This is a genomic window from Stenotrophomonas sp. YJH_SMC_4, assembly GCF_059371575.1.
On sequence record NZ_JCAFUR010000006.1, the window covers coordinates 162,871 to 187,980 of the forward strand.

Genomic DNA, 25,110 nt, shown 5'->3' on the forward strand with positions numbered 1-25,110 from the left:
CAGCTGCCTGGGGGAGGACCGAATGAAACGGAATTGCCTGAGTCTCATGATCGGCGCATTGCTGGCCTCCGGGCCGGTACTGGCACAGGAAACGCCCCAGGCCACGCCGACGGCGGCCAGGACTGCATCACCCACCAACCTGGACAGCATCAAGGTCACCGCGCGCAAGCGCGAGGAAACCCTGCAGGAGGTCCCGGTAGCGGTTACCGCATTTACCTCCGAAGCGCTGGACAAGATGAATGTCAAGGACATCAGCGACCTGGATGCGCAGGTGCCCAACCTGACCATCTACGCCGCCCGCGGCGCCAGCAGCACGGTCACCGCCTACATCCGTGGCATCGGCCAGTCCGACCCCACCTGGGGCGCGGACCCGGGCGTCGGCATCTATCTGGATGACGTCTACATCGCACGTCCGCAGGGCGCGCTGCTGGACGTTTTCGATGTCTCGCGCATCGAGGTGCTGCGCGGCCCGCAGGGCACGCTCTACGGCAAGAACACCATCGGCGGTGCGATCAAGTACATCTCGCGCGGCCTGCCGACCCAGACCGAGGGCTTCGCCCAGATCACCGTGGGCAACTACAGCCAGTTGGATGCCAAGGCAGCCATCGGCGGTCCGATCGGCGGTGCTGACAGCGGCCTGCGCGCCCGCGTGGCGGTGGCCAGCATGAACCACGACGGGTTTGGCGAGAACACTTTCAACGGCCAGCCGGTCAGTGACAAGCAAATCAACGCGGCACGCCTGAACCTGGGCGCGTATGCGGGCGACGACTTCGACGTGCAGTTCGCACTGGACTGGATCGACGATCAGTCCGGCATGCGCGGCTCGAAGATGCTGGCGCCGAATCCGTTCCTGCGCGCCTACCCGCCGATGGACAGCCGTTATGACATCCGCTCGGGCATGCGCAACCTCAACAACGTGGAGAGCAAGGGCGCCTCGGCCACGGTGAACTGGCGACCGAACGAAGACATCGCTGTGAAGTATGTGGTGGCCAAGCGTGAGTCGGACAGCGAGGCCAACATCGACTTCGACACCACGCCGATCAAGCTCGCCGACGTGGGTGGCACCTACCACGACGACCAGGTCAGCAACGAAGTGCAGTTGAACTACGATGCCGGCGGCCGGGTGCGCGGTGTGGTCGGCCTGTACCAGTTCAGTGGCGAGGCTGGCGGGCAGATCCAGAACAACTACTTCAGTGCCCAGTTCGCCGACAACCAGGGCAAGGTGCTGACCGACAGCATCGCGCTGTATGCGGACTGGACCTTCGACCTGACCAGCAGACTGAAGCTCGATGTCGGCGCCCGCTACACCGACGAGGACAAGCGCGCGATCGTGCTCAACCGCCTCTACGCCGACCCGGGCTTCAGCCGGCCGGTGGCGGTGACCGCCGATTTCGACAAGAAGACCAATTTCAGGAACGTCTCGCCCAAGGTCTCGCTGGACTACCAGATCACTCCGGACATCATGGTCTATGGCCTGGCGACGCGTGGCTTCAAGTCCGGCGGCTACAACATCCGCGCCAACGCGGTGGCGGTACCGCGCTCGGCGGAGCCGTTCGATGACGAGACCGTGGACAGCTATGAGGTCGGCAGCAAGATGGCCTTCCTCGACCAGCGCCTGTTCCTGAACCTGTCAGCGTTCTACAACAAGTACAAGGACATCCAGCTGTCGGTGTTCACCGGCCTGGATACCAATGGCGATGGCATCGATGATTCCTTCTTCGGTGATTTCACCAATGCCGGCGCCGGTACCGTCAAAGGCCTGGAAGTCGAGTATCAGTACCTGCCCAGCCAGCACTGGCTGATTTCCGGCAACCTGGCGTGGCTGGATACCAGATACGACGAGTACATGGACCGCGGCATCAACGTGGCCAGGCAGATGAAGTTCACCAATGCCCCGGATTTCTCCGGTGCGTTCAACGTGGAATACCGCACCGACCTGGCCAACGGCAGCAACCTGTCGGCACGCGTGAGCTACAGCTACCAGAGCGAAGTGTGGCCGACCACCGACCTCAGCCCGGTGATCCGCCAGCAGGGTTACGGGCTGGTCAACGCCGGCGTCGTCTGGCGCCTGGATGATGCGTGGACCTTCTCGTTGCAGGGCACCAACCTGGCCGACAAGGAATACCGCACTACTGGCTACAACATTCCTGCAGTCGGCACGCTGATTGGCTTCTATGGTCCGCCGCGCCAATATAGCCTCAGCGTCCGTTACGATTTCTAGCGCATCCGTTACGATCTTCAGGAAGCTTCTGCATGACGCAGTCTTACGACGACCTGTACTGGAACAGCGACGATGGCCTGCGCCTGCACGCGCGCGACCATGCAGCGGATGCCCGGCAGGCGCCCCGCGGCACCGTGGTCTGCATTCCCGGCCTGACCCGCAATGGTGCCGATTTCGATGCACTGGCCGAAACACTCACCGCCGAGGGATGGCGCGTGATCGCCGTCGACCTGCGTGGCCGCGCCGGTTCAGAACGTGCGCATGATCCGTCCAGCTACAACCCGCGCACCTACGCAGATGACATGGTCGCGCTGCTGCGCGCGCAGAACATCGACAAGGCGGTGTTCGTCGGCACCTCACTGGGCGTGCTGGTGACCATCACCCTCGCCTCGCGCGCGCCGGAGCGGATCGCGGGCGCGGTGCTCAACGATGCCGGCCCCAGGGTGCCGCGTGAGGCGCTGGCACGGATCGGCAAGTATGCCGGCAAGCCGGTACCGCCGATGGACCTGGTGCAGGCCACGGCCTACGTGGAATCCATCGGCAAGGCCGCGTTCCCGCGCTTCAGCACCGACGACTGGCGGCAGATGGCGGTGCGCACCTTCCGCCCGCGCAGCGATGGCCTGCTGGAACTGGACTACGACCCGGCAGTGATCCGCACCACCCGGCCATGGCTGCTGTGGCTGTTGCGTCCGCTGCTGTGGCGTGCGGTCCGTGGGCTGACCGCACGGGTGCCGGTGCTGGTGGTGCGCGGCGCGCTGTCCGATATTCTGCCGGCCGATGTGGCGCGGCAGATGGCGGGCACCTCGGAAAGTGCCCGTCTGGTGGAAGTGCCCGATGTCGGGCATGCTCCGATGCTGTCCGAACCAGAGGCACGTGACGCGATCCTGACCTTGCTTGAGCGTGTGGCGTGAGTGCGGACAGCGACCTGCCTCCCGCCCTGCAGGCGGTGCAGCGGTGGGCCTCCAGTGAGCGGCTGAGTGGGGTGACCTGCCTGGACCAGGCGCGCATCGATGCCTTTGCCGACGCCACCGGCGACCACAACTGGATCCATGTCGATCCAGCGCGGGCGCAGGCGCAGATGCCGGGCGGGCGTACCATCGCACACGGCTTCCTGCTGCTCTCGCTGACGGTGGAGGACGATGTGGCCGCCCTGGCCGGCTTCCCCGGCATCGCCCATGTGCTCAACTACGGCTTGAACAAGGTCCGCTTCCTGGCGCCGGTGCCGAGCGGGTCCGAGGTGCGGGTACGCTCGCAGTTGGTATCACTGGATGCGCGCCAGCCCGGCCAGTGGCTGCTGATCCAGCGCAAGGCCGTCGAGCGGGTCGCCGATGGCGAGCTGGCACTGGTCGCTGAGCAGCTGTCACTGATCGTGATCACGCCCTAGCACCACCCCGCCCGATTCTCTCCCTACACTGGAGCGATGTTGACGCCCTCCATCGTCCTCTTCGCCTGCATTGCATGGACCGCACTGCTGTTTGGCGTGGCGCTGTGGGGCGAGCGCCGGGGGCACCGGCTTTCGAAGGCATGGCCGCTCATCTATGCACTGTCGCTGGCCGTGCACTGCACCGCGTGGACCTACTACGGTGCGGCCTCGCAGGGGCGGCAATGGGGTTTCCCCATTCCACCAACCCTGGCCGGCATGGCGCTGATCTTCGCGTTCGGCCTGCCGTTCCTGCTCCGCCTCGGGCGGCTGGCCAAGCAGCACAACAGTGCCACCATCGCCGATCTGGTCGTTGCACGACTGCGTGCCGATCGCGGCCTCGGCTTCACCATCACCCTGGTGGCGCTGTTCGGCATCATCCCGTACATCGCACTGCAGCTGAAAGCCGTCAGCCAGGGGCTGGGCACCCTGCTGGGTGATGGGTTCGCGTCTGCCGGTGCGAAGCTGGACATGTCGTTCTGGTTCGCGCTGACGATGGCCGCGTTCACCCTGCTGTTCGGTGCACGCAAGGCCTCGGCCACCGAGCCCAACCGAGGCATCGTGGTCGCGCTGGGCCTGGAGTCCGTATTGAAGCTGGTGGCGCTGCTGGCCATTGGCCTGTATGCGGCGCTGTCCGTGCACAAAGCCGGCACACCGCTGCTGGAGAAGATGGCGCAGCTGCCACCACCGGCCATCGTGCCGGACTATCTCACCATGGTCGCGCTGGGGGCGATCTCCGCGTTCACCCTGCCGCACCAGTTCCATGTCGGCGTGGTCGAGCTTCGCCAGACCTCGGACCTGAAGACGGCACGCTGGATGTTCCCGGTCTACCTGCTGCTGATCGGCCTGCCGTCGGTGCCGATGGCATTGGCCGGCGCTGCGCAGCTGCCGGCCTCGGTATCGCCCGACCTGTACGTGCTGGCGCTGCCGCAGGCCGCTGGCCATCATCTGCTGGCGCTGCTGGCCTATCTGGGCAGCCTGAGTGCGGCCACCGGCATGATGATCCTGTCCGGGCTGACGCTGTCGATCATGCTGGGCAACCATGGCTTCGGTTCGCGCCTGCTCGGCGGCATCGAGGGTGGCGTGGCCAACGCCGATCTGCGCCCGCGCGTGCTGGCGTTCCGCCGTGCCGGCATCCTCGCCGTGTTTCTGATGTCGTGGCTGTACAGCCGCGCGATGAGCGACACCGAGGCACTCAGCGATTTCGGCCTGATGTCCTTCACCGCCCTCTCGCAGCTGGCACCGGCTGTGCTGCTGGCGGTGTATCGCCCACGTACGCCCTCCGCGGCCATCATCGCCGGCATCGTGCTGGGCTCATTGGCCTGGCTGTGGCTGGTACTGCTGCCGATGGTGATCCCGGCCGCGACGCCGTCGGTCGGCGCCGACGGGCTGCATTGGTTGTCGGTGGTCTCGCTGCGCGTGCAGCCGGGGCATATCGCCATCAGCATGGGGGCCAGCCTGGCGGTCAACCTGCTGACCGTGGCCCTGGTGTCGCGGGCCGTGCGTCCGTCATTGCCGCGGAGGCGGGATGCGGTGGCTGCGGCGTCCCTGCGCAGGACCGCCGGACGCTTCCTTGGCCAGGAGCGTGCGCGCCAGCTGCTCGAGGGCCACGCCGGGCAGATGCTGGATGACGACCGGGTCACCGCCGTCGAGCGTGAGCTGACGGCCGTGGTGGGCGCAGGCATGGCACGGCTGCTGGTCGAAGCCGCACGCGAGGGCGGCGCCGCGCCGCTGGATGCGGTGACCCGCGCCGTCGGCGAAGCTACCCAGGTGCTGCGCTTCAACCAGCGACTGCTCGAAGCCGCGCTGGAGAACATGAGCCAGGGCATCAGCGTGGTCGATGCGCAGCTGCAGCTGGTGGCCTGGAACAGCCGCTACGCCGCGCTGTTCAAGTTCCCGCCGGAGCTGCTGCAGGTCGGGCAGCCGGTGGTCAACCTCACGGCGTGGGCACTGGGGCAGCTGAAGATCGGCGATGGCCCCGGCGACACGCCCACCAGGGCGTTGCAGCGCCGCGTCGAGCACATGCGCCGTGGCACGCCGCACCTGTCGGAACGGATATTTCCCGATGACACCATCGTCGAGATCCGCGGAAACCCGATGCCGGGCGGTGGCTACGTGGCCACCTTCACTGATGTCACGGCGTTCCGCCGCGCGGAGGATGCGCTCAAGCGCAGCAATGAAACGCTGGAACGCCGCGTACAGGACCGCACCGCGAGGCTGCAGCAGGCGGTCCAGGAGGCCGAGCGCGCGAACGCGGCGAAAACCCGCTTCCTGACGGCGGTCGGCCATGACCTCATCCAGCCCCTGCATGCGGCCCAGCTGCTGACCGAGGCGATGTCGCAGCACATCGAATCCGAGTTCCTCGACAGTTTCCTGCGGCAGATCCGCGGCGCACTGGATTCCACCGATGACCTGCTGTCCGGCCTGCTCGATATTTCGCGACTGGAAGCCGGTGGGTTGGTGGCCGATCCGCGCCCGTTCGCGCTGTCGACGGTGCTGGATCCGCTCGCGCAGGAGTTCGCGGTGCTGGCGGCGGCGCGCGGCCTGCAGTTCCGCCATGTGCGGAGCCACGCCTGGGTCCATAGCGATCCCCTGCTGCTGCGCCGGGTGCTGCAGAACTTCCTGGCCAATGCCATCCGCTACACCCGCCATGGCGGTGTGTTGCTGGGTGTGCGCCGCCAGGGGCAGGCACTGATGATCGGCGTGCATGACACCGGCCCCGGCATTGCTCCGGAGCAGCAGGCGGTGGTGTTCGAGGAGTTCCACCGGGTCGATCGCAGCAACGGCCAGGGACTGGGACTGGGCTTGACCATCGCCCACCGCATCGCCGATCTGCTGCATGCACCCTTGCACCTGCGCAGCGTGCCCGGGCACGGCTCGGCCTTCTCGATCAGCGTGCAACGCGCAGCACCGCCTGTTGCCCCGCGCAGTTCGGCACCGACGGGTGGCAGCAACGCCCTCAAGGGTATCCGCGTACTGGCAGTGGACAACGACCCGGACGCGCTGGAGGCGATGCGGCAACTGCTGATTTCCTGGGGCTGCGACGTCATCGCGGCAGGCAGCGCCGATGCCATCGGGCCCTCAGCGCACGAGGCGGCGCTGTGGCTGTTCGACTATCACCTGGATGACGGCGATACCGGTGTTGCGCTGTGGCAGCGGCTGGCGGACATGCATGGACCGCGGCCGACGGTAATCCTCAGTGCGGATACCAGCAGTGATACACGCGAGGCGGTGCGCGGCGCTGGGCTATCCCTGCTCAACAAGCCGTTCAAGCCGTTGGCGTTGCGCTGGGCGATCAACCACCTGCTGGCGGCCACTGCCACGCGCTGACCGTTCAGCGCTCGGGCAGCTCTTCGATCTGCCGCGACGGATCGGCCAACCCCATTTCGTGCAGCACGCGGATGGCCTGCGCACGGTTGCGCACGCCCAGCCGCTCCATGATGCGTGTCATGTGCGCCTTGACCGTGCGCAGCTGTACGCCCAGCCGGTCGGCAATCTGCTTGTTGAGCAGGCCCTCGGCCACCAGCCCCAGCACTTTGTATTGATGTGCGGACAGGCTGGCCAGGCGCGCGGCGAGGTCGGCATCCCTGCTGAACGGCGCTACCCGCGCCACCGGCTCGCGCAACAGCGCCGGGATCCAGCGTTCGCCCTCCAGCACGGACTGCAGCGCGGACTGCAGCTCGTTCAAACCCGAGCTCTTGGGCAGGTAGCCCGCGGCGCCGAGGTCGATGGCGCGCCGGATCACCTGCGGCTCCTCGTTGGCGGAGACGATGATGATCGCCAGGCCCGGCTGCAGCGCACGGATGGTCGCCAGCCCGGCCAGCCCATGGTTGCCCGGCATGTGCAGGTCCAGCAGCATCAGGTCGATCGACTGGTTCTCGATCGCCTCCAGCACGCTGTCCAGTGAATCCGCCTCGCTGATCTGCAGATCGGCGACCGCCTCTTCCGCCGCGCGATGCAGTGCCGCACGGAACAAGGGGTGATCATCGGCGATGAGCAGGGTTGGCATGTCCTGGCGAGATTATCAAATCGGCTGCGCGCGGGAACAGGTACCTAGGTACGCTGGTACAGCAGGAAGGGCTTGATAGTGTGGTGCGGAGAAGGCCGGCGACCGCAACGCCGCCCACGAGGAAATGCCATGTCATCCGCCCCCACTCCCGATGCCCATGCCTATCCACTGCTGATCAAGCAGCTGCTGCTGATGCCGCTGGCGGTGAGTCCTGAACAGGAAGTCGTCTATGGCGATAGGGTCCGATTCGATTACCGCACCCTGCAGGCGCGCATCGGCCAGCTGGCCGGCCTGTTGACCTCGTTGGGCGTCGGCCACGGCGACACGGTGGCGGTGATGGACTGGGACAGCAACCGCTACCTGGAGGCCTACTTCGCGGTTCCGATGATCGGTGCGGTGCTGATGATGGTGAATGTGCGCCTGGCCCCCGAGCAGATCGCGTACACGCTGAACCACAGCGGCGCGCGGGTGATCCTGGCCAACCGCGAGTTCCTGCCGCTGCTGGACGCCATCGACGAGCAGCTGCCGGACCTGCGCACGCGCATCCTGCTGGACGATGCCGGTGGCCCGCTGCCGCCTCGCTTCGCCACCGAGTACGAAGCGGGGTTGCGCGGTGCCACGCCGGTCGTCCGCTTCCCGGACTTCGACGAGAATGCCCGTGCCACGGTGTTCTACACCACCGGAACCACCGGATTGCCCAAGGGGGTCTATTTCAGCCACCGGCAGCTGGTGCTGCATTCGCTGGCGGCGATGGCCGCGCTCGGCGGCGCACCCCGCCAGGGCCGCCTGCATCGTGACGATGTCTACATGCCCATCACCCCGATGTTCCATGTGCACGCGTGGGGCCTACCCTACGTGGCTACCGCGATGGGCATCAGGCAGGTCTATCCGGGGCGCTACCTGCCTGCGAAACTGCTGGCGTTGATCGCCCGCGAAAAGGTGACCTTCTCGCACTGCGTGCCAACCATCCTGCACATGCTGCTGGAGCACCCGGACGCCGCGCAGACCGACCTGGAGGGCTGGAAGGTGATCATCGGCGGTGCCGCGCTGCCCCGTGCCCTGGCGCAGCGCGCACTGGCGCGGGGCATCGACATCTTCGGCGGCTATGGCATGTCCGAGACCTGCCCTCTGCTCACCATCGCCCAGATCGACGTGGACAGCGTGACCGATGCCGACGAGGTGCTGTCACTGCGCACCAAGGCCGGCATTCCGGTGCCGCTGGTGGACCTGCGCATCGTCGACCCGGACATGGGCGATGTCGCCCATGATGGCATCGCCACCGGTGAAGTGGTGGCGCGCGCCCCCTGGCTGACCCAGGGCTACCTGCACGATCCCGAGGCTTCGGCAACGCTGTGGGCGGGCGGCTACCTGCACACCGGCGACATCGGCAACATCGACGAAGCTGGCTACCTGCGTGTCACCGACCGCATCAAGGACGTGATCAAGACCGGGGGCGAATGGATCTCCTCGCTCGCGCTGGAAGACATCATCGCACTGCACCCGGCGGTCAGCGAGGTCGCGGTGATCGGTATCGCCGACACGAAATGGGGCGAGCGGCCATTGCCACTGGTGGTCAGGAAGCCGGGAAGCCATGTGGCCGAAGCGGAGATCATCGAACTGGTCGCGGCGCGCAGCCGTTCCGGAGACATCTCACGCTATGCGATCCCGGAGCGCGTGAGCTTCGTGGATGCAATCGAGCGGACCAGCGTGGGCAAGATCAACAAGAAGAAGCTGCGCGGGCTGCATGATCCGGTCCTTGGCACCGGCGGGCGATGACGGCCTCTGCCGGCACCGCTCAACCGCGCGACGCCCCACCCTGCAGCAGCTGGACCCAGCTCTGGAATCCCTCCAGGAAGCGCTGCAGGCGCTTGCGCGTCGCCGCGTCGAAATCTTCCGCGTCATCGTCGTAGGCGGCCGCTGCTTCGGCCACATAGAGCTGTGGCGAGGCCATGGTCAATGCGCCCATGGCGGTCAGTGTATGGCGCAGCTGCGACTGTGCCAGTTTGGTGCCCCAGCGGCCCGGCGTAGCGCCGATGATCGCCACCGGCTTGGCCGAAAGGACCGTGCGGTACTCGGCATCGTCGCGGGACAGCCAATCGAGCGTGTTCTTGAGTACGCCGGGCAGTGACTGGCTGTACTCCGGCGTGGCGATCAGCACGCCGTCAGCGGCCGCAATGGCCGCGCGCAGGCGCTTGACCCCGGCAGGGCCGGCCGGGTCGGCGGCTTCCAGGTCTTCGTCGAACAGCGGAATATCGGCAATGGTGTCATGCACGGTCAGCAGCAGGCCCGCAGGCGCGGCGCCTGCTGCTGCCCTGACCAGGCGCCGGTTGTAACTGTTGCTGCGCAGGCTGCCGGCAAACGCCAGGATGTTCAGCGGTGGAGGGTTGTCGGACATGCGGGATTCCTCGGATGCGTCGGTGCGGGGTCACGGGGCAGACACCGACAGCACGGGTGGGCGAGGGCCAGACTGGATCTGCAGAGGATCACGGTTCCGGCGGTGTAGTGCCTTCGTCCTTGCTGCTCCCTCTTCCAGGGCGAACAGGGCGCGGCGGGGCGATGCTACTGCACGGGCTGGCTGGCTTCAGTGATGGACACAGGTCGTGCCATGCTGTCGAACGTATTGACCTTCCAGATGTAGCGCACGCCATCCTGCTCGATGACCTTCTGCAACAACGGTATCTGCTTGGCTGCGATGATTCCGCTGGCACGCTGATATGCCGGTCGCCCGGCCAATGCCGGATAGCTGCCGGAAGCGTCAAGCTGATAGCTGAGGGTGGTGGCGCGGCCCGGCTGGACCGAGGAAAGCAGATAGCCTTCGTCCACATTGAATCGATTGCCAAAGGTGTGCCGGGTGGTGACACCCTCTGCATCCTTGACGTCCACCCACTTCGTGGCCGGCGAATTCGCCTGGCACAGTTCCTTGCTGCCGTCGGCATAGCACCCGTTGGCCGGGCCGTAACTGTAGGCCCACGTATAAGGCTGGTCGATGCCCGGCCCGGTGACTGTCCTGGAAACCAGCGACCACGTGTAGTACCTGGCGGGCGTGTATTCGATCGAGTCGAGGAACCCGCTACCCGTGCTGTCGGGCATATTGCAGCCATAACGCGCCCACGAGCGGCCATGCAGCGTCGGCTCGAAGCGATACCTCGCCACTGCACCACTGGGATGGCGGATCGAACCGGAATGGCCGTAGGTCACCACACCCGGATTCCGGCAGAAACCCCGCTCTGCGGGAACGGCACCGGCACCCATGGTGCCTACGTTGAACCCCGTAGTCTGCCAGTAGGACTGGTCCGGGAAGGTGACCTTGTAGCCACCCACCACGGTACCGTAGGTCCACGTCCTCCCGCCCGCACGGACCGCGCTCACTTCGCTTGGCAGCGTGCTGGGCGATCCAGCCGTCCATTCGAGATCGACGGTGCGGCCATCGTTGGCTGCGATGCGCAGCAACTGCCGTGGATTTGCCGGATCCCACGTGTAGGTCACCGAATTTCCAAACCGGTCTCGGGCATTGGTCGGAAGAATATGGAACTCCTGCCGGAAAAGAACGAACTCGAACTCCGTAACCGAGCCGAAGTTTCCCCGCGAGTATCCCTTCTTGATCAATGGCGGTCCGCTACCAAGGCTGGCCATATGATTGAGCGTGTAGGTGATGCCGGCAGGCGTTGTGACTTCGAAGCCCTCACCCGCCCCGTCGTCCATGGCGACGCAGCGGATGACATTGCCGCTCTTGGTTCGCATCGGGTACGCATGGCCTGTACTCGGCACCGGCCATTCGTTGCTTTGCGCGAGTAGATCCTCGTCACCGGTCTCTGGCAGGTAGAGCTGCGTTCCATGCCAGAACTCGTCGGAGTTGAAGTACTCGGTGAATGTCCCTGGCCCGGTCGGCGTCTGCGCCTTCACCGTGACGATCTCGGTTGGAGGCGGGGTGAACTTCGAACAGCGGTTGAGCGGCTCGGCCACCACGTAATTCTTCCATCCCCCCTGGGTGCTGAACGTTCCATGCACCCTGGGCAGGGCCAGGTCCCACACCCCGAACATGCCCAATCCCTGCCGGCCCTGCGCACCTGCCACCAAGCGCCGCTTGATGCCCACCTCCAGCGCACTGTTGCCCGGCAGGTCGACGTCCGTCTGCAGAAATTCCACCGAGCCGGTAAACAGCCCGATCCTTTCCCCGAACATGTCACCGGTATCCAACTGCAGAATCTGCCCGCGGGCATTCAGCGCCGCCGCGTAGTCCTCCATCACCGTCGAGCCGCGGTTGGCGCTCGACGCAGGCAGGGCCGTCATACACAGCAGCGCAGCTGCCGCGATCCTTGCGTACATGGTGTCCCCCTCGTCGACGAAGCAGAGCTTACTTCGCGCTCGTCGGCACCCGCAAGGATGATTCCCCGCACGTCACAGCGTCCTGACCCGCCCCGGCGGCCCTGGAAACGCCGTTACTCAGATACGCGTCGTGGCCATGAACCGTTCGCGGTCCTGCTGCGTGCGGCGGCGGATCTCCTCCAGCGCCTGGCTTTCGGTCGCCTGCAGCATGGCCTCGAACAGACGCTGGAAGTGATGGCGCATCGCATTGCGCGCGGCCACCGGATCGCGCGCGCGCAGGGCTTCGAAGATCGCCATGTGCTCGTCGGCACGGCTGGCGCCATCATCATGGCAGACCCGTGCATAGACCTCGGTTACCCGCGGCAGTTCGCTGCGCATGCGCCAGATCTGCTGCACGAAGAACTCCACCACCGGGTTACCGGAAAGCCGTGCGATGGCCAGGTGGAAACGGCGGTCGTACTCGCCGGCTTCCGCGTCGCTCAGGTCGCGACGGCACAGCGCTTCGGCCAGCGCCTGCAGCTCGGCAATGCCGGCATCATCCAGATTGCTTGCCGCCAGAGCGGCGGCCTCGGCCTCGAATACCGCGCGGGCAGCGGTGAGGTCGAAGGCGCTGACATCCGGCAGCCCGCCGGGCGCCTGCGTCGGGCGCGGCTTCACATGCACGCCCGAACCGATGCGGATCGCGATCCAGCCCTGTGCTTCCAGTGCGATCTCGGCTTCGCGGATGGTGACCCGGCTGACACCGAACCGTTCGGCCAGTTCACGCTCGCCCGGCAGCCGCGAGCCCGGTGGAAATTCGCCGTCCTCGATCAGCTTGCGGAGCTTGGCAGCGATGGTCTGGTAAAGGCGGTTGGCGGACATGCGGCTGACCCTTGGCGATTCCTTCCCGGTCCCTGCCCTGCCACCGCGGCCGGCAAGGGTCCGGTTGGAGCGACGGCGCGACCACTGGCCGCGCCGCCCTGTTCAGAACTTGTATCGTACACCGAAATACGCACGTCGCCCGTAGGTCACCACTTCGCGGAAGTTCCCATAAAGCGGCTGGTAGGCCACGCGCGGCTCGTTGGTCAGGTTCATCAACTCCAGCGACAGCGACAACCGCTTGTTCACCCGGTAGCGCAGGCGCAGGTCCACGCTGGTGTTGTCATCGTAGTAGCGGTTCTGCTGTGCGGTGTTGCCGGTGAAGTCCTGGTAGTAGTGCGAGCGGAACTTGCCGATGGCCTGGATGTTGAAGCGCCCGACGTCCCAGTAGATCGAGCCGGACAGGACGTGCCGCGAGAAGCCGCTGAGGCCCGCCGGCGGCACGATCGCCGGAAGGATCGTGCCGTCACTGGCCAGCTGCTCGCCCAGTCGCGAGTCCTGGGTCCGGTAGTCGGCATCGGCGTAGTTGTAACTGACCTTGAAGCCCAGCCCGTCGAACGGCTTGGGCAGGTACGACAGTCGATGGGTGGCGGTCAGCTCGAAGCCGGTCAGCGTGCTGTCCTCGTCGGTGGTTACCTGCTGGCGTACCGGCACGGTCACGCTCTGGCCGTCGATGGTGTAGGTCTCCGGCACCAGCGCAGTGGCGGTGCCGCCGTTGAACTGCTTCCAGTACACCGCGCCGGCCAGCATCGTGTCCGGGTTCGGGTACCACTCCAGTGACAGGTCGCCGTTCCAGGACATCAGCGGCTGCGCGGCGGGGTTGCCGCTGGCGCTGATGTCATCCAGCGCGTCGGCCAGATTGCCGTAGGTGGCATCACTGCTCACGTTGATGGTGCGCCCGGCACCCAGCGCGGCGATGTCCGGCCGTGACATCGCGCGGTATGCACCGACCCGCAGCAACACGTCCGGGCGCAGTTCGAAGGCCGCGTTGAGGCTGGGCAGCAGCTTGTCGTTGCCCGCCTTGAACACCTGCGTGCTGTACGCACCGGTGGGTTGCAGGCGGATCGTGCCGTCACCATTGTCCTCGATACGCAGCCCGGTACGCACGCCTTCGGAGCGAACGTCGGTCTTGACCCAGCGCAGGCCGAGGTTGCCGGTCACCGGCAAGCCGAACAGGCTGCTGCTGAACTCCCCCATCAGATAGAGCGCGCGTGTCTTCTCGGTGATATCGACATTGTTCGGATCCTGGAAACCCGGATCCAACCCACTGTCGAGGCTGCCACGGAACGACTGGTACAGGCAGTTCGGATCGAAGTACGCCCACGAGGAGATCGTGTTGCCGCTGGCGGCATCCATGAAGTCATCCTGTGGGAACGGCGCGCGGCAGACCTGGTTGGCGGCGATGATCTTCGCCTTGTCGGCCGCCACGCGCTGGTCGTAATCGCTTACCAGGGTGTTGTCGCGCAGGCGGTAGTCCGCCTGGCTGGCACGCACGCCACCCTTGATACGGGTGAAGAAGCCGGACTCCGGCATGAAGCTGGCATCGAAGCGGCCGGCCTTGATCCTGTGGTCGTTCTCCGTTGCGCTGGAGGTGACGCGCGCCGCGCCGGTGTAGGCGTCCCAGTTGTTGGGGTCGAAGTTCGGCGCCAGCGCGACACTGGGCACTTCGCCGTGCCAGTCCCAGTCATAGTCCACGTAGCCGGTGGCACCACTGCTGATGCCCGGCACGATGGCATTGTTGACGTCGCGCTGGTTGGCACGAAGGCGGGTCATGCGCTCGCTGTCGAGGCGATTGGTGTGCGAGTACGAAAGATCCGTGGACAGTTCCCAGGCCGGGGTCGGTCGCAGGATCAGGTTCAGGCCACCCCCGGTGTACTCCTCACCACGCCAGTAGCGGTTTGAGGTGGAATCAATCGAGGTGCTGCCATGCAGGTGGCGCACGATGCCGTCCTCGTCCACCTCGCGCCGGGTGATGCCACGGCGGGCGTTGGACAGGCTCAGGTCGCTGCGGTTCTCGTACCAGTTGCGCTCGGTGTGTTCGAAGTCGAGGTTCACTTCAACCACGTCATTGGGCCGCCACTGCAATGCGGCGAACTCGCTCTGCCGGTCGTTACGCTCCTGCTTGAGCCGGTAGATGCGGCTGCTTGGCACCAGGTAGTACGGCGCGCCGTTGGCGATGGCCTGCGCGGACACTTCATTGCAGTTGGCATTGCCCACGTTCTGCGTGCCATCGCAGGCATACCAGGTGGAACCGCTGGTGATGCTCTCTTCCGGGTCGGTGCCGTCCAGGCGCTGGAAGCCCAGCGAGATGCCCAGCTTCTGCCCGTTGCCGAACTCGAACTGGTCGATGTAGCTGGCGGTGCCGCGATAGCCGATGCCGTCGTCGTCGCGGTACTTCTTGTCATACTCGGCCCAGCTGCCGCGCAGGTCCAGCTGCGCCGCACGCTTGCCGTACTCCAGTGGGCGCACTGTTTCCAGGCCGATGGTGCCAGCCACGCCGCCTTCGATGATGTCGGCGCGCTGGGTCTTGTAGATGGCCACCGTATTGATCAGCTCGGCGGGGAACATGTTGAAGTTCACCGAGCGGTCGCCGCTGCCGTTGGTGATCTCGCGGCCATTGAAGTTGGTGCTGCTGAGGAAGGCGCCCAGGCCACGGATGGAGATTTCCGAGGCGCCGGTCTTGTCGCGGGTCGAAGCGGCGCCGGTCAGGGTCTCGATCGCATCGGCCAGCGAGGGCGCCGGCAGGTCGCCGATGTCATCGGCCGAGAGCACGTCGGCAATGACCGTGTCATCGCGCTTCTTGTTGATCGAACTCTGCATCGATTCGCGGATGCCGGTGACCTGCACCTGGTCCAGCGTGGTGGGATCCTGCCCTGCCGCGTCCTTGCCGGATTGCGCCTGGGCCGTGGGCAGCCCCGCCAGCACGGCGAGCAGCGCCACGATCAGGGGTGTGGGGGACAACGAGATGCTGTGCACTGCTCCGGCGGGTCGCCGCATGGTTTCCTCCTCCCAAAGGATCGCCTGCATGCCAGGCGTGGGACGCAGCTTCGGCACGGCGACATGAAAATGTCAACCAATTGGTATGCGATTGTTCAAAGGCCTTTGACCCATACCAGTTGATCGCAATTTAATGTGCTCATGCAGCATGACTTTGCGCGAAAGCTGGCTTACAACAGACCCGAAAGTGGTATGCAGGCCCACCCTGAAACGACGGCCCGGCCGTCCCTGGAAGGATTTCATGCGCATTCACTCACTGGCGCGTCACCGATCCAATGATTCATGGCTGTTTTGCCTGACCACTGGTCTGGCAATGTGCCTGACCACTTCAGCAGCAAGTGCAGCCAGCTGGCTCGTCCACGATGTCGCGGAGTTCACTACCGCCGCCTCGGCGCTGCAGCCTGGCGATGAGATCGTGCTGGCTGACGGCACCTGGACCGATGCCCGGCTGCTGCTTAAGGGTCAGGGCACGGCAGCCGCACCGATCGTGCTGCGCGCGCAGACCGCCGGCAAGGTCGTCCTCAGCGGACGCTCGGACCTGCGCCTGGCCGGGAACTACCTGCAGGTGTCCAACCTGGTGTTCCGCAACGGCTATGCGCCGGGTGATGCGGTGGTGGCGTTCCGCGAGTCGAGCAAGGCAGTCGCCAGCAACAGCCGCGTCACCGGCCTGGTGATCGATGACTACACCAACCCGGATGCCAGCGACCAGGACTACTGGGTATCGCTGTATGGCAGCAACAACCGGTTGGATCACAGCCAGTTGCGCGGCAAGACCAACGCCGGGCCGACCGTGGTGGTGGTGCGCGATGCCACCCAGGGCCTGGACAACCAGCACCGTATCGACCACAACTGGTTCGGGCCGCGCCCGGCGCTGGGCGTCAACGGGGGCGAAACGATCCGCGTCGGCACCAGCGACAGCTCACTGAGCGATTCCAACAGCACGGTGGAGAACAACTGGTTCGAAGGCTGCGACGGCGAGACTGAGATCATCAGCAACAAGTCCGGCGGCAACACCTACCGCGGCAACGTGTTCTACCGTTCGGCCGGCGCGTTGACCCTGCGCCATGGCAACGGCAACCGGGTGATCGACAACGTCTTCCTCGGCGATGACAAGGCCGGCACCGGCGGCGTACGCATCATCAACGCCGACCAGACCGTCAGCAACAACTACTTCGAGCGGCTGGCCGGGTCCAGCAACCGCTCGGCACTGGCGGTGATGGATGCGCAGGCCAGTCCTCCGCTGTCCGGCTATGCGCCGGTGGTGAATGCCACGATCAATCGCAACACCTTCGTGGACGTGGCGAAGATCAGTTTCGGCGTCGGCCACGATGAAGCCAAAGGCATCGTGGTCGCCGCCAGCAGCAGCCGCTTCACCGGCAACCTGATCGTCAACCGCAGCAGCAGGAACCCGCCGAATGCCGCCAGTTCGCTGGCCGGCATCGACTTCAGCGGCAACGTGCAGTCGCCGGCAGCCAGCACCGTGTTCCCGGGTGGCGTAGAGGGCCGTGGCGTCAGCCTGCAGCAGGCTGCCAGCGGATTGTGGGTGGCCACGCCTGCCCTGCCCGCCGTGGGCGCCGATCCTGCCCTGGCGATGACCGCGCGCGAGGCGACCGGCGTCGACTGGTATCCCAAGGTGGGCGAAGTTGCCCTGTCACGCACCCGCAATGGAGTTGATCGATGAGGTTGCAGCCGCTGTTCGTTTTCCTGGCCCTGGCCGCCCCCTGCGCCCTGCTGCCGACCGCGTCGCTGCTCGCAGCGCCCGCTGCCGCTGCGCGGCAGGCCGACACCGCGCCGGTGCTGGTCACCGCTGCGCAGTGGCAGCAGATGGCCAGCGAAGGCAGCCGCTACCCGTGGTTCGCCAAGGAGCAGGCGCGCACCGAGGCAACACTGAAGAAGATGATGAAGGCCGGCATCGACGTGCCGGTGCCCAGGGACAAGGGCGGCGGGCGCACCCATGAACAGCACAAGCGCAACTACCAGGCACTGTTGGCGGCGGGCACGCTGTACCGGTTGACCGGCGACAGGGCCTACGTGGACTACGCGCGCGACATGCTGCTGCAGTATGCCCAGCTTTACCCCACGCTGGGCCCGCATCCGGAGGGTCGCGGCCAGATTCCCGGGCGCGTGTTCTGGCAGGTGCTCAACGATTCGGTGTGGCTGGTCAACGCCATCCAGGGCTACGACGCGATCCGTGACACGCTATCCGCCGAGGACCGCAGCACCATCGAATCGAAGGTGTTCCGGCCGATGGCCGAGTTCCTCGTCAGCGAACCGAAGAACTACGACCAGATCCATAACCACGCCACGTGGGCGGTGGCCGCCACCGGCATGACCGGCTACGTGCTGCGCGACCAGGAACTGGTGGAGAAGTCCCTGCGCGGCAGACAGAAGGACGACAAGTTCGGCTTCCTGCGGCAGATCGACCTGCTGTTCTCGCCCGATGGCTACTACGAGGAAGGCCCCTACTACCAGCGCTATGCACTGGCGCCGTTCCTGCTGTTCGCCAACGCCATCGAACGCAATGAGCCGCAGCGGAAGATCTTCGCGCGTCGCGATGGCGTGCTGCTGAAGGCGGTGGATGTGCTGGTGCAGTCCAGCTATGGCGGCCTGTTCTTCCCGATCAACGATGCGATCCTGGACAAGGGCATCGACACCGAAGAGCTGGTGGCCGGCATCGGCATCGCCTATGCGCGCACCGGTGATGACCGCCTGCTGTCGGTGGCCCAGCAGCAGAAACGCCTGCTGCTTTCGCCCGAAGGCCTGCAGGTGGCGCAGGCACTGGCCGCCAACAAGGCCAGGCCCTTCGACTACCGCCCGATGCTGCTGCGCGATGGCCCCGACGGCGACCGCGGCGGCCTGGCGATCCTGCGCATGAACGGCGAACGCGGCCAGGCACTGGTGCAGAAGGACACGATGCAGGGCATGGGACACGGCCACTTCGACAAGCTCAACTGGCTGTTCTACGACAACGGCAACCCGGTGGTGACCGATTACGGCGCCACCCGCTTCCTCAACGTGGAAGCCAAGCGCGGTGGCATCTACCTGGCCGAGAACCGCAGTTGGGCCAAGCAGACCGTGGCCCACAACACCCTGGTGGTGGACGAGCAGAGCCACTTCAACGGCGACTGGAAGCGTGGCGAGGCGCATGCCCCGCAAGTGCGCTTCTTCCAGGCCGATGCCGATACCCAGATTGCCTCGGCAACGATGCGCGATGCCTATCCCGGCGTGGCGTTCACCCGCACCCAGGCGCTGCTGCGCCACCCCGACCTGGGCTTGCCGGTGGTGCTGGACCTGCTGCAGGTGCACGGCGACAAGGCCGCGCGCTACGACCTGCCGCTGCACTTCAACGGCCACATCGTCACCACCGGCTTCGAGGCCGAGCACTTCCCCAGCCAGCGCCCGGTTCTGGGCAAGGACAACGGCTACCAGCACCTGTGGCTGGATGCACGCAGCAAACCCGGCAGCGAGCCGCGGTCGCTGGCGTGGCTGCTGGACGGGCGCTTCTACACCTACCGCTTCGGCAGCAGTGCGCCGGCGCAGGCGCTGCTGGTGGAAAGCGGCGCGAACGATCCGGAATTCAACCTGCGCCGCGAGCCTGCCCTGCTGCAGCGCGTGGACGGCCAGAAGGACGTCACCTTCTTCAGCGTGCTGGAGCCGCATGGCGAGTACAACGGCACCGCCGAGTACGTGCATGGCGCCGACAGCCGCATCAGGGAGATCGTGCGTACCCGCGGCAGCGATGCCGAGGTGATCGAGCTGCGCCTGGCCAGCGGTGCACGCATCGCCTTGGGTGTCGCCGATAACAGCGCCACCACGAGCGAGCACAGCGTGACCGTCGACGGCCACGTCTACCGCTGGAACGGCAGCCATGCGCGCCTGGACCGCAGCAAGGGTGACGGCAAATGAACGGCCCTGCGGTGGTGGCCAAGCTGCGCAAGGTGCCGGTGCGTTCAGCCGTGCGCTGGCTGATCGTGGGCCTGATTGCCGTGGCCACGGTCATCAACTACATCGACCGCAACGCACTGGCGGTGATGTGGCCGGAAATCGCCAGGGAAGTGGGCGCGACCAAGGATGACTACGCCCTGCTGGTGACGGTGTTCATGCTGTTCTACGCCGCCGGCCAGTTCCTGTTCGGCCGCCTGTTCGACATGATCGGCACGCGCCTGGGTTTCGCCCTGTCGATCAGCGTGTGGTCGATCTCCATCGCCCTGCACTCGATCACCCATTCGATGCTGTCCTTCAGCCTGGTGCGGGCGATGCTCGGCATCAGCGAAGCAGGCGCGTGGCCGGGCGCGGTGAAGGCCAATGCCGAGTGGTTCCCGGCGCGCGAGCGCGCATTGGCGCAAGGCGTGTTCAACGCGGGTGCGTCGATCGGCGCGATCGTGTCCGCACCGGCCATCGCCGGCTTGTACCTGTGGCTGGGCTGGCGCGGCACCTTCGTGCTGGTCGGTGCAATCGGTTTCCTGTGGCTGCTGCCATGGCTGTTTGTCTACCGCGCCGGCCCGGACAAGCACCCGTGGGTGAGCGATGCCGAGCGCCGGCTGATCCAGGAAGACCAGGCCGGGCAACAGGCGGTGGTGGCGCCGAAGGCCAGCGTTCGTGAGCTGCTGGCCCACCGGCAGAGCTGGGGCATGCTCGCCTGCCGCTTCCTGCTGGACCCGATCTGGTGGCTGTTCGTGTCCTGGCTGCCGATCTACCTGGCTGAAACCTTCGGCTTCGACATCAAGCAGATCGGCCTGTTCGCCTGGGTTCCGTTTGTCGGCGCGATGCTGGGCAGCCTGAGTGGTGGCTGGTTGTCCGGGCGCCTGATCCGCGCCGGGCACAGCGTGGACCGCGCCCGCAAGCTGTCCATCACGCTGGGCTGCGTGGTCATGGCTCCTGCCCTGCTGGGTGCCGTGCTGGCCAACCAGCCGCTGCTGGCGGTGCTGGCAATCGCTGCGGTGCTGTTCGGCTTCCAGGTGGCCATCGGCAACATCCAGACCCTGCCGGGCGACCTGTTCGACGGCCGCTCGGTGGGCACGCTGGCAGGCCTGGGTGGCCTGGCCGCCGTGGCCGGCACCTTGATCACCACCTGGCTGGTGCCGGTGCTGACCCGCCACTCCTATGCCCCGATCTTCATCCTCGTTGCCGCCCTGGTGCCGCTGTCGCTGGCCGCGCTGTGGTGGTGGACCGGCCCTATCCGGAAGCTCGACCGCCGCGGCGGTTGAGCCCACGTTTTTCATCCCCCCGCAAACCAAGGAGTTTTCCGCATGTCGTTCCAGGACAAGGTGGCCATTGTCACCGGCGGTGGCCGCGATATCGGTCGCGCCGTTTCGATCAAGCTGGCTGCCGCCGGTGCACGCGTCTGCATCAACTACGCCAATGACGAGGCCAGTGCCCAGGAAACGCTGGCACGGATCCAGGCGGCCGGTGGCCAGGCCATGGTGCATCGCGCCGACGTCACCGATGCCACGGCCGTCGCCGGCCTGGTCGCTGCGGCACAGGCCGCGTTCGGCGAGCGCATCGACCTGCTGGTGAACGTGGCCGGTGGCATGGTGCAGCGCCGGCCGCTGGCCGACATCGACCCGGTGTTCTTCCACACCGTGATGGACCTGAACCTGACCTCGACCTACCTCACCACCCACGCGGTGGTGCCGCACATGCTCGAAGGCGCGGCCATCGTCAACTTCGCCTCGCAGGCAGGTCGTGATGGCGGCGGCCCGGGCGCATCGATCTACGCCACCGCCAAGGCGGCGGTGATGACCTTCACCCGCGCCATGGCCAAGGAGCTGGGGCCGAAGGGTATCCGGGTGAACGCGCTGTGCTGCGGCATGATCGCCACCCGCTTCCACGATGAATTCACCAAGCCGGAAGTACGCACGGCCGTTGCCGGCGCCACCCCGTTGCGCCGCCAGGGCGCGCCGGACGAAGCCGCCGACGCTGCGGTGTTCCTGGCCTCGGATGCGGCGGCGTTCATCACCGGCGCGAATCTGGACGTCAACGGCGGCACCTACTTCTCCTGACACCTTACCGGACTCCTGCCCATGCAGCGCTGGACACTTCTGTTTTCATTGACGCTCTGCTCCGCCATGACGGCGCCCGCCGTGTGGGCCGCACCCGTGTGGGTCACTGCCTGGACGGCCGCGCCCGCGCCCGACCGCAAGGACGGAACGTCCGATGCGCCGGTACAGTTCGCCGCACAGACCGTGCGCCAGGACATGCGTATCGGCAGCCGTGGCGATGCGCTGCGGCTGCGCATCAGCAACGAGCTCGGCACGGCGCCCTTGCGGGTCGAGGACCTGCGCGTGGGAGTGAAGAACGGCAAGGCCGCACCGCTGCCGGTAACGGTGGATGGCCGCGCGGTCATCGAGGTGCCGGTCGGAGCCGCGCTGCTGAGCGACCCGGTGCGGATGCCGGTGGCGGCGCTGCAGGAGATCAGCGTGAGTGCCTATTTCCCGCAGCCCACCCGCCCCGCCGTGCGCCGCACCGAGCTGCGGGTCGCAGATGGCAGGCAGACAGCCGTCGCCGACAGCGTGCGGCTGAGTTACCAGCAGAACGTTTTCTCGGCAGTGATGGTGCAGCGTGATGATCGTCCCCAGGTAATCGTGGCGCTGGGCGATTCCATCACGGAAGGCGCCACCGCACGACGCGGCACCTTCAACCAGTGGCCGGAGCGGTTGGCGCAGCGCCTGCAGCAGGCCTGCCCGAACCGGTTCGTGGTACTCAACCAGGGCATCAGCGGCAACAAGCTGCTTGACCATGGCCGCAGCCACAGTGCGCTGTCACGATTGGATCGCGATGTGATCGCGGTGGCCGACGCCGATCAGGTGATCCTGTTCGAAGGCATCAACGACATCCGCCACGGCGGTGGCGCGCAGCCGCTGCCTGGACGCAATGCGGCGGACATGCTGCTGGGCTATCAACAGGTTGCGGCGCGGCTGCATGCGCACGGCATCCGCGCCTGGCTGGGTACGTTGACCCCGTTCGGCGGTTCCGAGCGCTACGAGCCCGTGTCCGCCGCCACCCGCACCACGATCAACCAGTGGGCACGCGGCGGCAACAGCGGCTTCGATGGCATCATCGATTTCGATGCCGCGCTGCGTGACCCGAAGGCAGCCGAATCGTTGCCCAACGAGATCACCCGCGACCATCTGCATCCCAACGACGAAGGCTACCGGCGCATGGCCGATGCCATCGATCTGCGCATGCTGGGCTGCACCACCCCCGAGTGAGAGAGAACCGATGAGCCGCGTCGTTTGTTTCGGTGAGTTGCTGCTGCGCCTGGGCGCGCCCGGTCGTGAACTGCTGCTGCAGACGCCGCAGCTGCAGGTCCATGTGGGAGGTGCCGAGGCCAATGTGGCGGTCTCGCTGGCCAGCCTGGGCCACGATGTGCAGATGGTCAGCACGGTACCCGGTAACGCGCTGGGCCGGCATGCCGTGGCCGAGCTGCGGCGGCATGGCGTGGGCGTGGCCGCCGTGCGTGAAGTGGAGGGTGACCGCATGGGCCTGTACTTCCTGGCGACCGGTGCGGTGCAGCGCGCCAGTGAAGTGGTGTATGACCGGGCCGGTTCTGCATTCGCAAACAGCAATGCCAGTGACCATGCGTGGCCCGCCCTGCTGTCCGGCGCGCACCTGCTGCATGTCTCGGGCGTGAGTCCGGCGCTGGGCGCCAAAGTGGCCGAGTCGGTGCTGGGTGCCGTGCGTGCGGCTCGCGCGGCCGGAGTGCAGGTGTCCTTCGACGGCAATTATCGTCCCTCACTGTGGCGACGCTGGGATGGCGACGCAGCGGCGATCCTGCGCGAGGTCTTCGCCGAGGCCGACATTGTCTTTGCCGATCGTCGGGACATCGAACTGGTGCTGGGGCTGCACTTCGCGCAGGACGATGCGGTCGCCCGAACCGAGGCCGCTGCGGCCGCTGCCTTTGCCGCGTTCCCGCACCTGCGGTGGCTGTCCTGCACCCAGCGCGAGGTGATCAGCGCCGACCATCACGTGCTCGGTGCGCTGCTGCTGGGACGCGATGGAACCCGCGCGCAGGCTGCTCCGAGGCCGCTGCCCGGCATCGTTGATCGCATCGGCGGTGGCGATGCCTTTGCCGCCGGCATCCTGCACGGATTGCTGTCCGGTCTAGACGCAGAAAGCACCGTCCGCTTCGGACTGGCCGCGGGCGCGTTGAAGCACGCCATTCCCGGCGACTTCAGCCCTGCCCGCGAAGCTGAAGTCCGGGCACTGATGGAGAGCCACCCGTGCGACGTTCGTCGCTGATCTTCCCCCGGGAGAATCCCGCTAGAATCCAACGGGCGCTGGAATCGCGCAGGGATCGCCCATGGATTACACCGGATACACGCGCAAGTTTCCAAACAACCGCCCGCTGAATGCGTTTGAACGCGAGCACCGCCTGCTGCAGAAGAAGCGGGTGGATGTCGTGCCGTTGGCGCAGCTGTGCGTGGTGAAGATGAATTCGAACGGCCTGGTTTCGGTGGATCGCTGGTTCGCCGCGCGTGGCTTTGCAGCCCTGCTGGGCGCGATCGGTATTGCCTTCGGGCTGGGCGGCATGCTGATGCTGCTCTGGTTGCTGATCGTGAACAGGCTACCCAACGAAAACGGCCTGTGGGAGGCGATATTCATCGGCATGGCGATGCTGGCCGCCTTCATTGCAGCGAGCATCTGGGTGGCTTGCCTCGAGCTGTTCCGCTGGACCTACTATCCGATCGCGCTCGATCGCAAGCACCGGCAGATACACGTGTTCCGGCTGGATGGCACCACCCTCAGCGTGCCCTGGGACCAGGTCTATTTCACGCTTGGCCGCGGAACCGGAACCTTCGGATGGTACAACTGGGATGTCCGCGGACTGATCCTGGACGCAGATGGCGTCACAGTACGGGAGACGTTCGCGTTCTGCATCGCGACCTCTCGCATCGAGAACGCACATGCCCACTGGGAGTTCCTGCGGCGCTACATGGAAGAAGGACCGGCAGCCGTCGTGGACGCGGTGCTCTGCTGCATGCCGCTGGACGGCAAGCGCGAGAGCTTCGCGTCCGGCAAGGAGCGCATCTTCGCCGAAGACGCGCAGCTCCCGGGTTTCATGTGGCTCACGATGCTGCCACTCAACTACCTGCACACGATCATGCGCTGGGTGGTGATGCAGACCAGCAGGATTCCGCAGTTTCCACCGGACATCGAGGCGCGCCTGACACCGGACGCCGGTGATCCCTGTGTCCGCGACGCTTCGATGAATCCACCGGACCTGCGCTGACCCAGCGTTGCGTCCGGCAACAGCACGCGGGAATCCCGCGTCATGGG

At 66.2% G+C, this 25,110-nt stretch carries 17 protein-coding genes; 12 read left to right on the top strand and 5 right to left on the bottom strand.

Annotated elements, in window-relative coordinates:
* Positions 1-22 precede the first annotated feature (22 nt).
* Genes AC5P9F_RS11905 through AC5P9F_RS11920 form a run of 4 tightly spaced genes read left to right on the top strand, consistent with a single transcriptional unit; the run spans position 23 to position 6,971 of the window.
* The gene (locus AC5P9F_RS11905; RefSeq protein WP_258014608.1) at positions 23-2,221 is read left to right on the top strand and encodes a TonB-dependent receptor; all 2,199 of its coding nucleotides are present in this window, start codon (positions 23-25) and stop codon (positions 2,219-2,221) included.
* Between the two features lie 32 nt (positions 2,222-2,253).
* Positions 2,254-3,132, top strand: a complete 879-nt coding sequence (locus AC5P9F_RS11910; protein ID WP_180881199.1) for an alpha/beta fold hydrolase — start codon at positions 2,254-2,256, stop codon at positions 3,130-3,132.
* Entirely contained in the window at positions 3,129-3,605 is a 477-nt protein-coding gene (locus AC5P9F_RS11915) for a MaoC family dehydratase (RefSeq protein ID WP_180881198.1), read from the top strand. Before AC5P9F_RS11910 ends, AC5P9F_RS11915 begins: the two co-directional genes overlap by 4 nt.
* A gap of 36 nt (positions 3,606-3,641) precedes the next feature.
* Positions 3,642-6,971 (top strand): hybrid sensor histidine kinase/response regulator, encoded by a 3,330-nt coding sequence (locus AC5P9F_RS11920; protein ID WP_180881197.1) that lies wholly within the window; start codon positions 3,642-3,644, stop codon positions 6,969-6,971.
* A 4-nt stretch (positions 6,972-6,975) separates the two neighbouring features.
* Here the strand turns inward: AC5P9F_RS11920 and AC5P9F_RS11925 are convergent, their stop codons facing one another.
* The gene (locus AC5P9F_RS11925) at positions 6,976-7,650 is read right to left on the bottom strand and encodes a response regulator transcription factor (RefSeq protein WP_062607091.1); all 675 of its coding nucleotides are present in this window, start codon (positions 7,648-7,650) and stop codon (positions 6,976-6,978) included.
* A 129-nt stretch (positions 7,651-7,779) separates the two neighbouring features.
* On the opposite strand from AC5P9F_RS11925, the gene AC5P9F_RS11930 reads away from it, so the two are divergent.
* A complete protein-coding gene (locus tag AC5P9F_RS11930; protein WP_180881196.1) occupies positions 7,780-9,426 on the top strand; it encodes a fatty acid--CoA ligase in 1,647 nt (548 codons plus the stop codon).
* A 19-nt stretch (positions 9,427-9,445) separates the two neighbouring features.
* Here AC5P9F_RS11930 and AC5P9F_RS11935 read toward each other — a convergent pair whose 3' ends face one another.
* The 4 genes from AC5P9F_RS11935 to AC5P9F_RS11950 all read right to left on the bottom strand — a co-directional run bounded on the left by AC5P9F_RS11935 (position 9,446) and on the right by AC5P9F_RS11950 (position 15,831).
* Positions 9,446-10,045: an NADPH-dependent FMN reductase gene (locus tag AC5P9F_RS11935; RefSeq protein WP_065183560.1), complete on the bottom strand. Its 600-nt coding sequence runs from the start codon at positions 10,043-10,045 to the stop codon at positions 9,446-9,448.
* A gap of 164 nt (positions 10,046-10,209) precedes the next feature.
* Complete coding sequence (locus AC5P9F_RS11940; RefSeq protein WP_049460001.1) at positions 10,210-11,976, bottom strand: hypothetical protein; 1,767 nt, start codon at positions 11,974-11,976, stop codon at positions 10,210-10,212.
* Positions 11,977-12,093: 117 nt separating this feature from the next.
* Positions 12,094-12,837 (bottom strand): FadR/GntR family transcriptional regulator, encoded by a 744-nt coding sequence (locus tag AC5P9F_RS11945; RefSeq protein WP_005409753.1) that lies wholly within the window; start codon positions 12,835-12,837, stop codon positions 12,094-12,096.
* A 102-nt stretch (positions 12,838-12,939) separates the two neighbouring features.
* Positions 12,940-15,831 carry a TonB-dependent receptor gene (locus tag AC5P9F_RS11950; protein ID WP_049460002.1) on the bottom strand — a complete coding sequence of 964 codons (2,892 nt, stop codon included), beginning with the start codon at positions 15,829-15,831 and terminating at the stop codon, positions 12,940-12,942.
* A gap of 241 nt (positions 15,832-16,072) precedes the next feature.
* Between AC5P9F_RS11950 and AC5P9F_RS11955 the strand changes: the two genes are divergently transcribed.
* The 7 genes from AC5P9F_RS11955 to AC5P9F_RS11985 all read left to right on the top strand — a co-directional run bounded on the left by AC5P9F_RS11955 (position 16,073) and on the right by AC5P9F_RS11985 (position 25,063).
* Positions 16,073-17,512, top strand: coding sequence for a polysaccharide lyase 6 family protein (locus AC5P9F_RS11955; RefSeq protein ID WP_099527459.1), 1,440 nt, complete (start codon positions 16,073-16,075; stop codon positions 17,510-17,512).
* On the top strand, positions 17,509-19,737 hold the full coding sequence (locus AC5P9F_RS11960; RefSeq protein ID WP_308678755.1) for an oligoalginate lyase: 2,229 nt from the start codon (positions 17,509-17,511) through the stop codon (positions 19,735-19,737). Before AC5P9F_RS11955 ends, AC5P9F_RS11960 begins: the two co-directional genes overlap by 4 nt.
* Positions 19,734-21,038 (top strand): MFS transporter, encoded by a 1,305-nt coding sequence (locus AC5P9F_RS11965; protein ID WP_024956790.1) that lies wholly within the window; start codon positions 19,734-19,736, stop codon positions 21,036-21,038. The genes AC5P9F_RS11960 and AC5P9F_RS11965 overlap by 4 nt, the downstream gene beginning before the upstream one ends.
* 42 nt (positions 21,039-21,080) lie before the next feature.
* Positions 21,081-21,833 carry an SDR family NAD(P)-dependent oxidoreductase gene (locus AC5P9F_RS11970; RefSeq protein WP_308678756.1) on the top strand — a complete coding sequence of 251 codons (753 nt, stop codon included), beginning with the start codon at positions 21,081-21,083 and terminating at the stop codon, positions 21,831-21,833.
* A 21-nt stretch (positions 21,834-21,854) separates the two neighbouring features.
* Positions 21,855-23,042: a GDSL-type esterase/lipase family protein gene (locus tag AC5P9F_RS11975; RefSeq protein ID WP_099562189.1), complete on the top strand. Its 1,188-nt coding sequence runs from the start codon at positions 21,855-21,857 to the stop codon at positions 23,040-23,042.
* A gap of 10 nt (positions 23,043-23,052) precedes the next feature.
* On the top strand, positions 23,053-24,072 hold the full coding sequence (locus AC5P9F_RS11980) for a sugar kinase (protein WP_099497466.1): 1,020 nt from the start codon (positions 23,053-23,055) through the stop codon (positions 24,070-24,072).
* Positions 24,073-24,133: 61 nt separating this feature from the next.
* Complete coding sequence (locus AC5P9F_RS11985) at positions 24,134-25,063, top strand: DUF6708 domain-containing protein (protein WP_099497465.1); 930 nt, start codon at positions 24,134-24,136, stop codon at positions 25,061-25,063.
* Positions 25,064-25,110: the final 47 nt, after the last annotated feature.

What these genes read in the sequence shown, in the direction of transcription:
- AC5P9F_RS11960 (WP_308678755.1), top strand. Translation starts at nt 17,509, where the DNA reads ATGAGGTTGCAGCCGCTGTTCGTTTTCCTGGCCCTGGCCGCCCCCTGC.
- AC5P9F_RS11920 (WP_180881197.1), top strand. Translation starts at nt 3,642, where the DNA reads ATGTTGACGCCCTCCATCGTCCTCTTCGCCTGCATTGCATGGACCGCA.
- AC5P9F_RS11950 (WP_049460002.1), bottom strand. Translation starts at nt 15,831, where the DNA reads ATGCGGCGACCCGCCGGAGCAGTGCACAGCATCTCGTTGTCCCCCACA.
- AC5P9F_RS11945 (WP_005409753.1), bottom strand. Translation starts at nt 12,837, where the DNA reads ATGTCCGCCAACCGCCTTTACCAGACCATCGCTGCCAAGCTCCGCAAG.
- AC5P9F_RS11910 (WP_180881199.1), top strand. Translation starts at nt 2,254, where the DNA reads ATGACGCAGTCTTACGACGACCTGTACTGGAACAGCGACGATGGCCTG.
- AC5P9F_RS11985 (WP_099497465.1), top strand. Translation starts at nt 24,134, where the DNA reads ATGGATTACACCGGATACACGCGCAAGTTTCCAAACAACCGCCCGCTG.
- AC5P9F_RS11970 (WP_308678756.1), top strand. Translation starts at nt 21,081, where the DNA reads ATGTCGTTCCAGGACAAGGTGGCCATTGTCACCGGCGGTGGCCGCGAT.
- AC5P9F_RS11930 (WP_180881196.1), top strand. Translation starts at nt 7,780, where the DNA reads ATGTCATCCGCCCCCACTCCCGATGCCCATGCCTATCCACTGCTGATC.
- AC5P9F_RS11925 (WP_062607091.1), bottom strand. Translation starts at nt 7,650, where the DNA reads ATGCCAACCCTGCTCATCGCCGATGATCACCCCTTGTTCCGTGCGGCA.
- AC5P9F_RS11955 (WP_099527459.1), top strand. Translation starts at nt 16,073, where the DNA reads ATGCGCATTCACTCACTGGCGCGTCACCGATCCAATGATTCATGGCTG.
- AC5P9F_RS11940 (WP_049460001.1), bottom strand. Translation starts at nt 11,976, where the DNA reads ATGTACGCAAGGATCGCGGCAGCTGCGCTGCTGTGTATGACGGCCCTG.
- AC5P9F_RS11935 (WP_065183560.1), bottom strand. Translation starts at nt 10,045, where the DNA reads ATGTCCGACAACCCTCCACCGCTGAACATCCTGGCGTTTGCCGGCAGC.
- AC5P9F_RS11980 (WP_099497466.1), top strand. Translation starts at nt 23,053, where the DNA reads ATGAGCCGCGTCGTTTGTTTCGGTGAGTTGCTGCTGCGCCTGGGCGCG.
- AC5P9F_RS11905 (WP_258014608.1), top strand. Translation starts at nt 23, where the DNA reads ATGAAACGGAATTGCCTGAGTCTCATGATCGGCGCATTGCTGGCCTCC.
- AC5P9F_RS11975 (WP_099562189.1), top strand. Translation starts at nt 21,855, where the DNA reads ATGCAGCGCTGGACACTTCTGTTTTCATTGACGCTCTGCTCCGCCATG.
- AC5P9F_RS11965 (WP_024956790.1), top strand. Translation starts at nt 19,734, where the DNA reads ATGAACGGCCCTGCGGTGGTGGCCAAGCTGCGCAAGGTGCCGGTGCGT.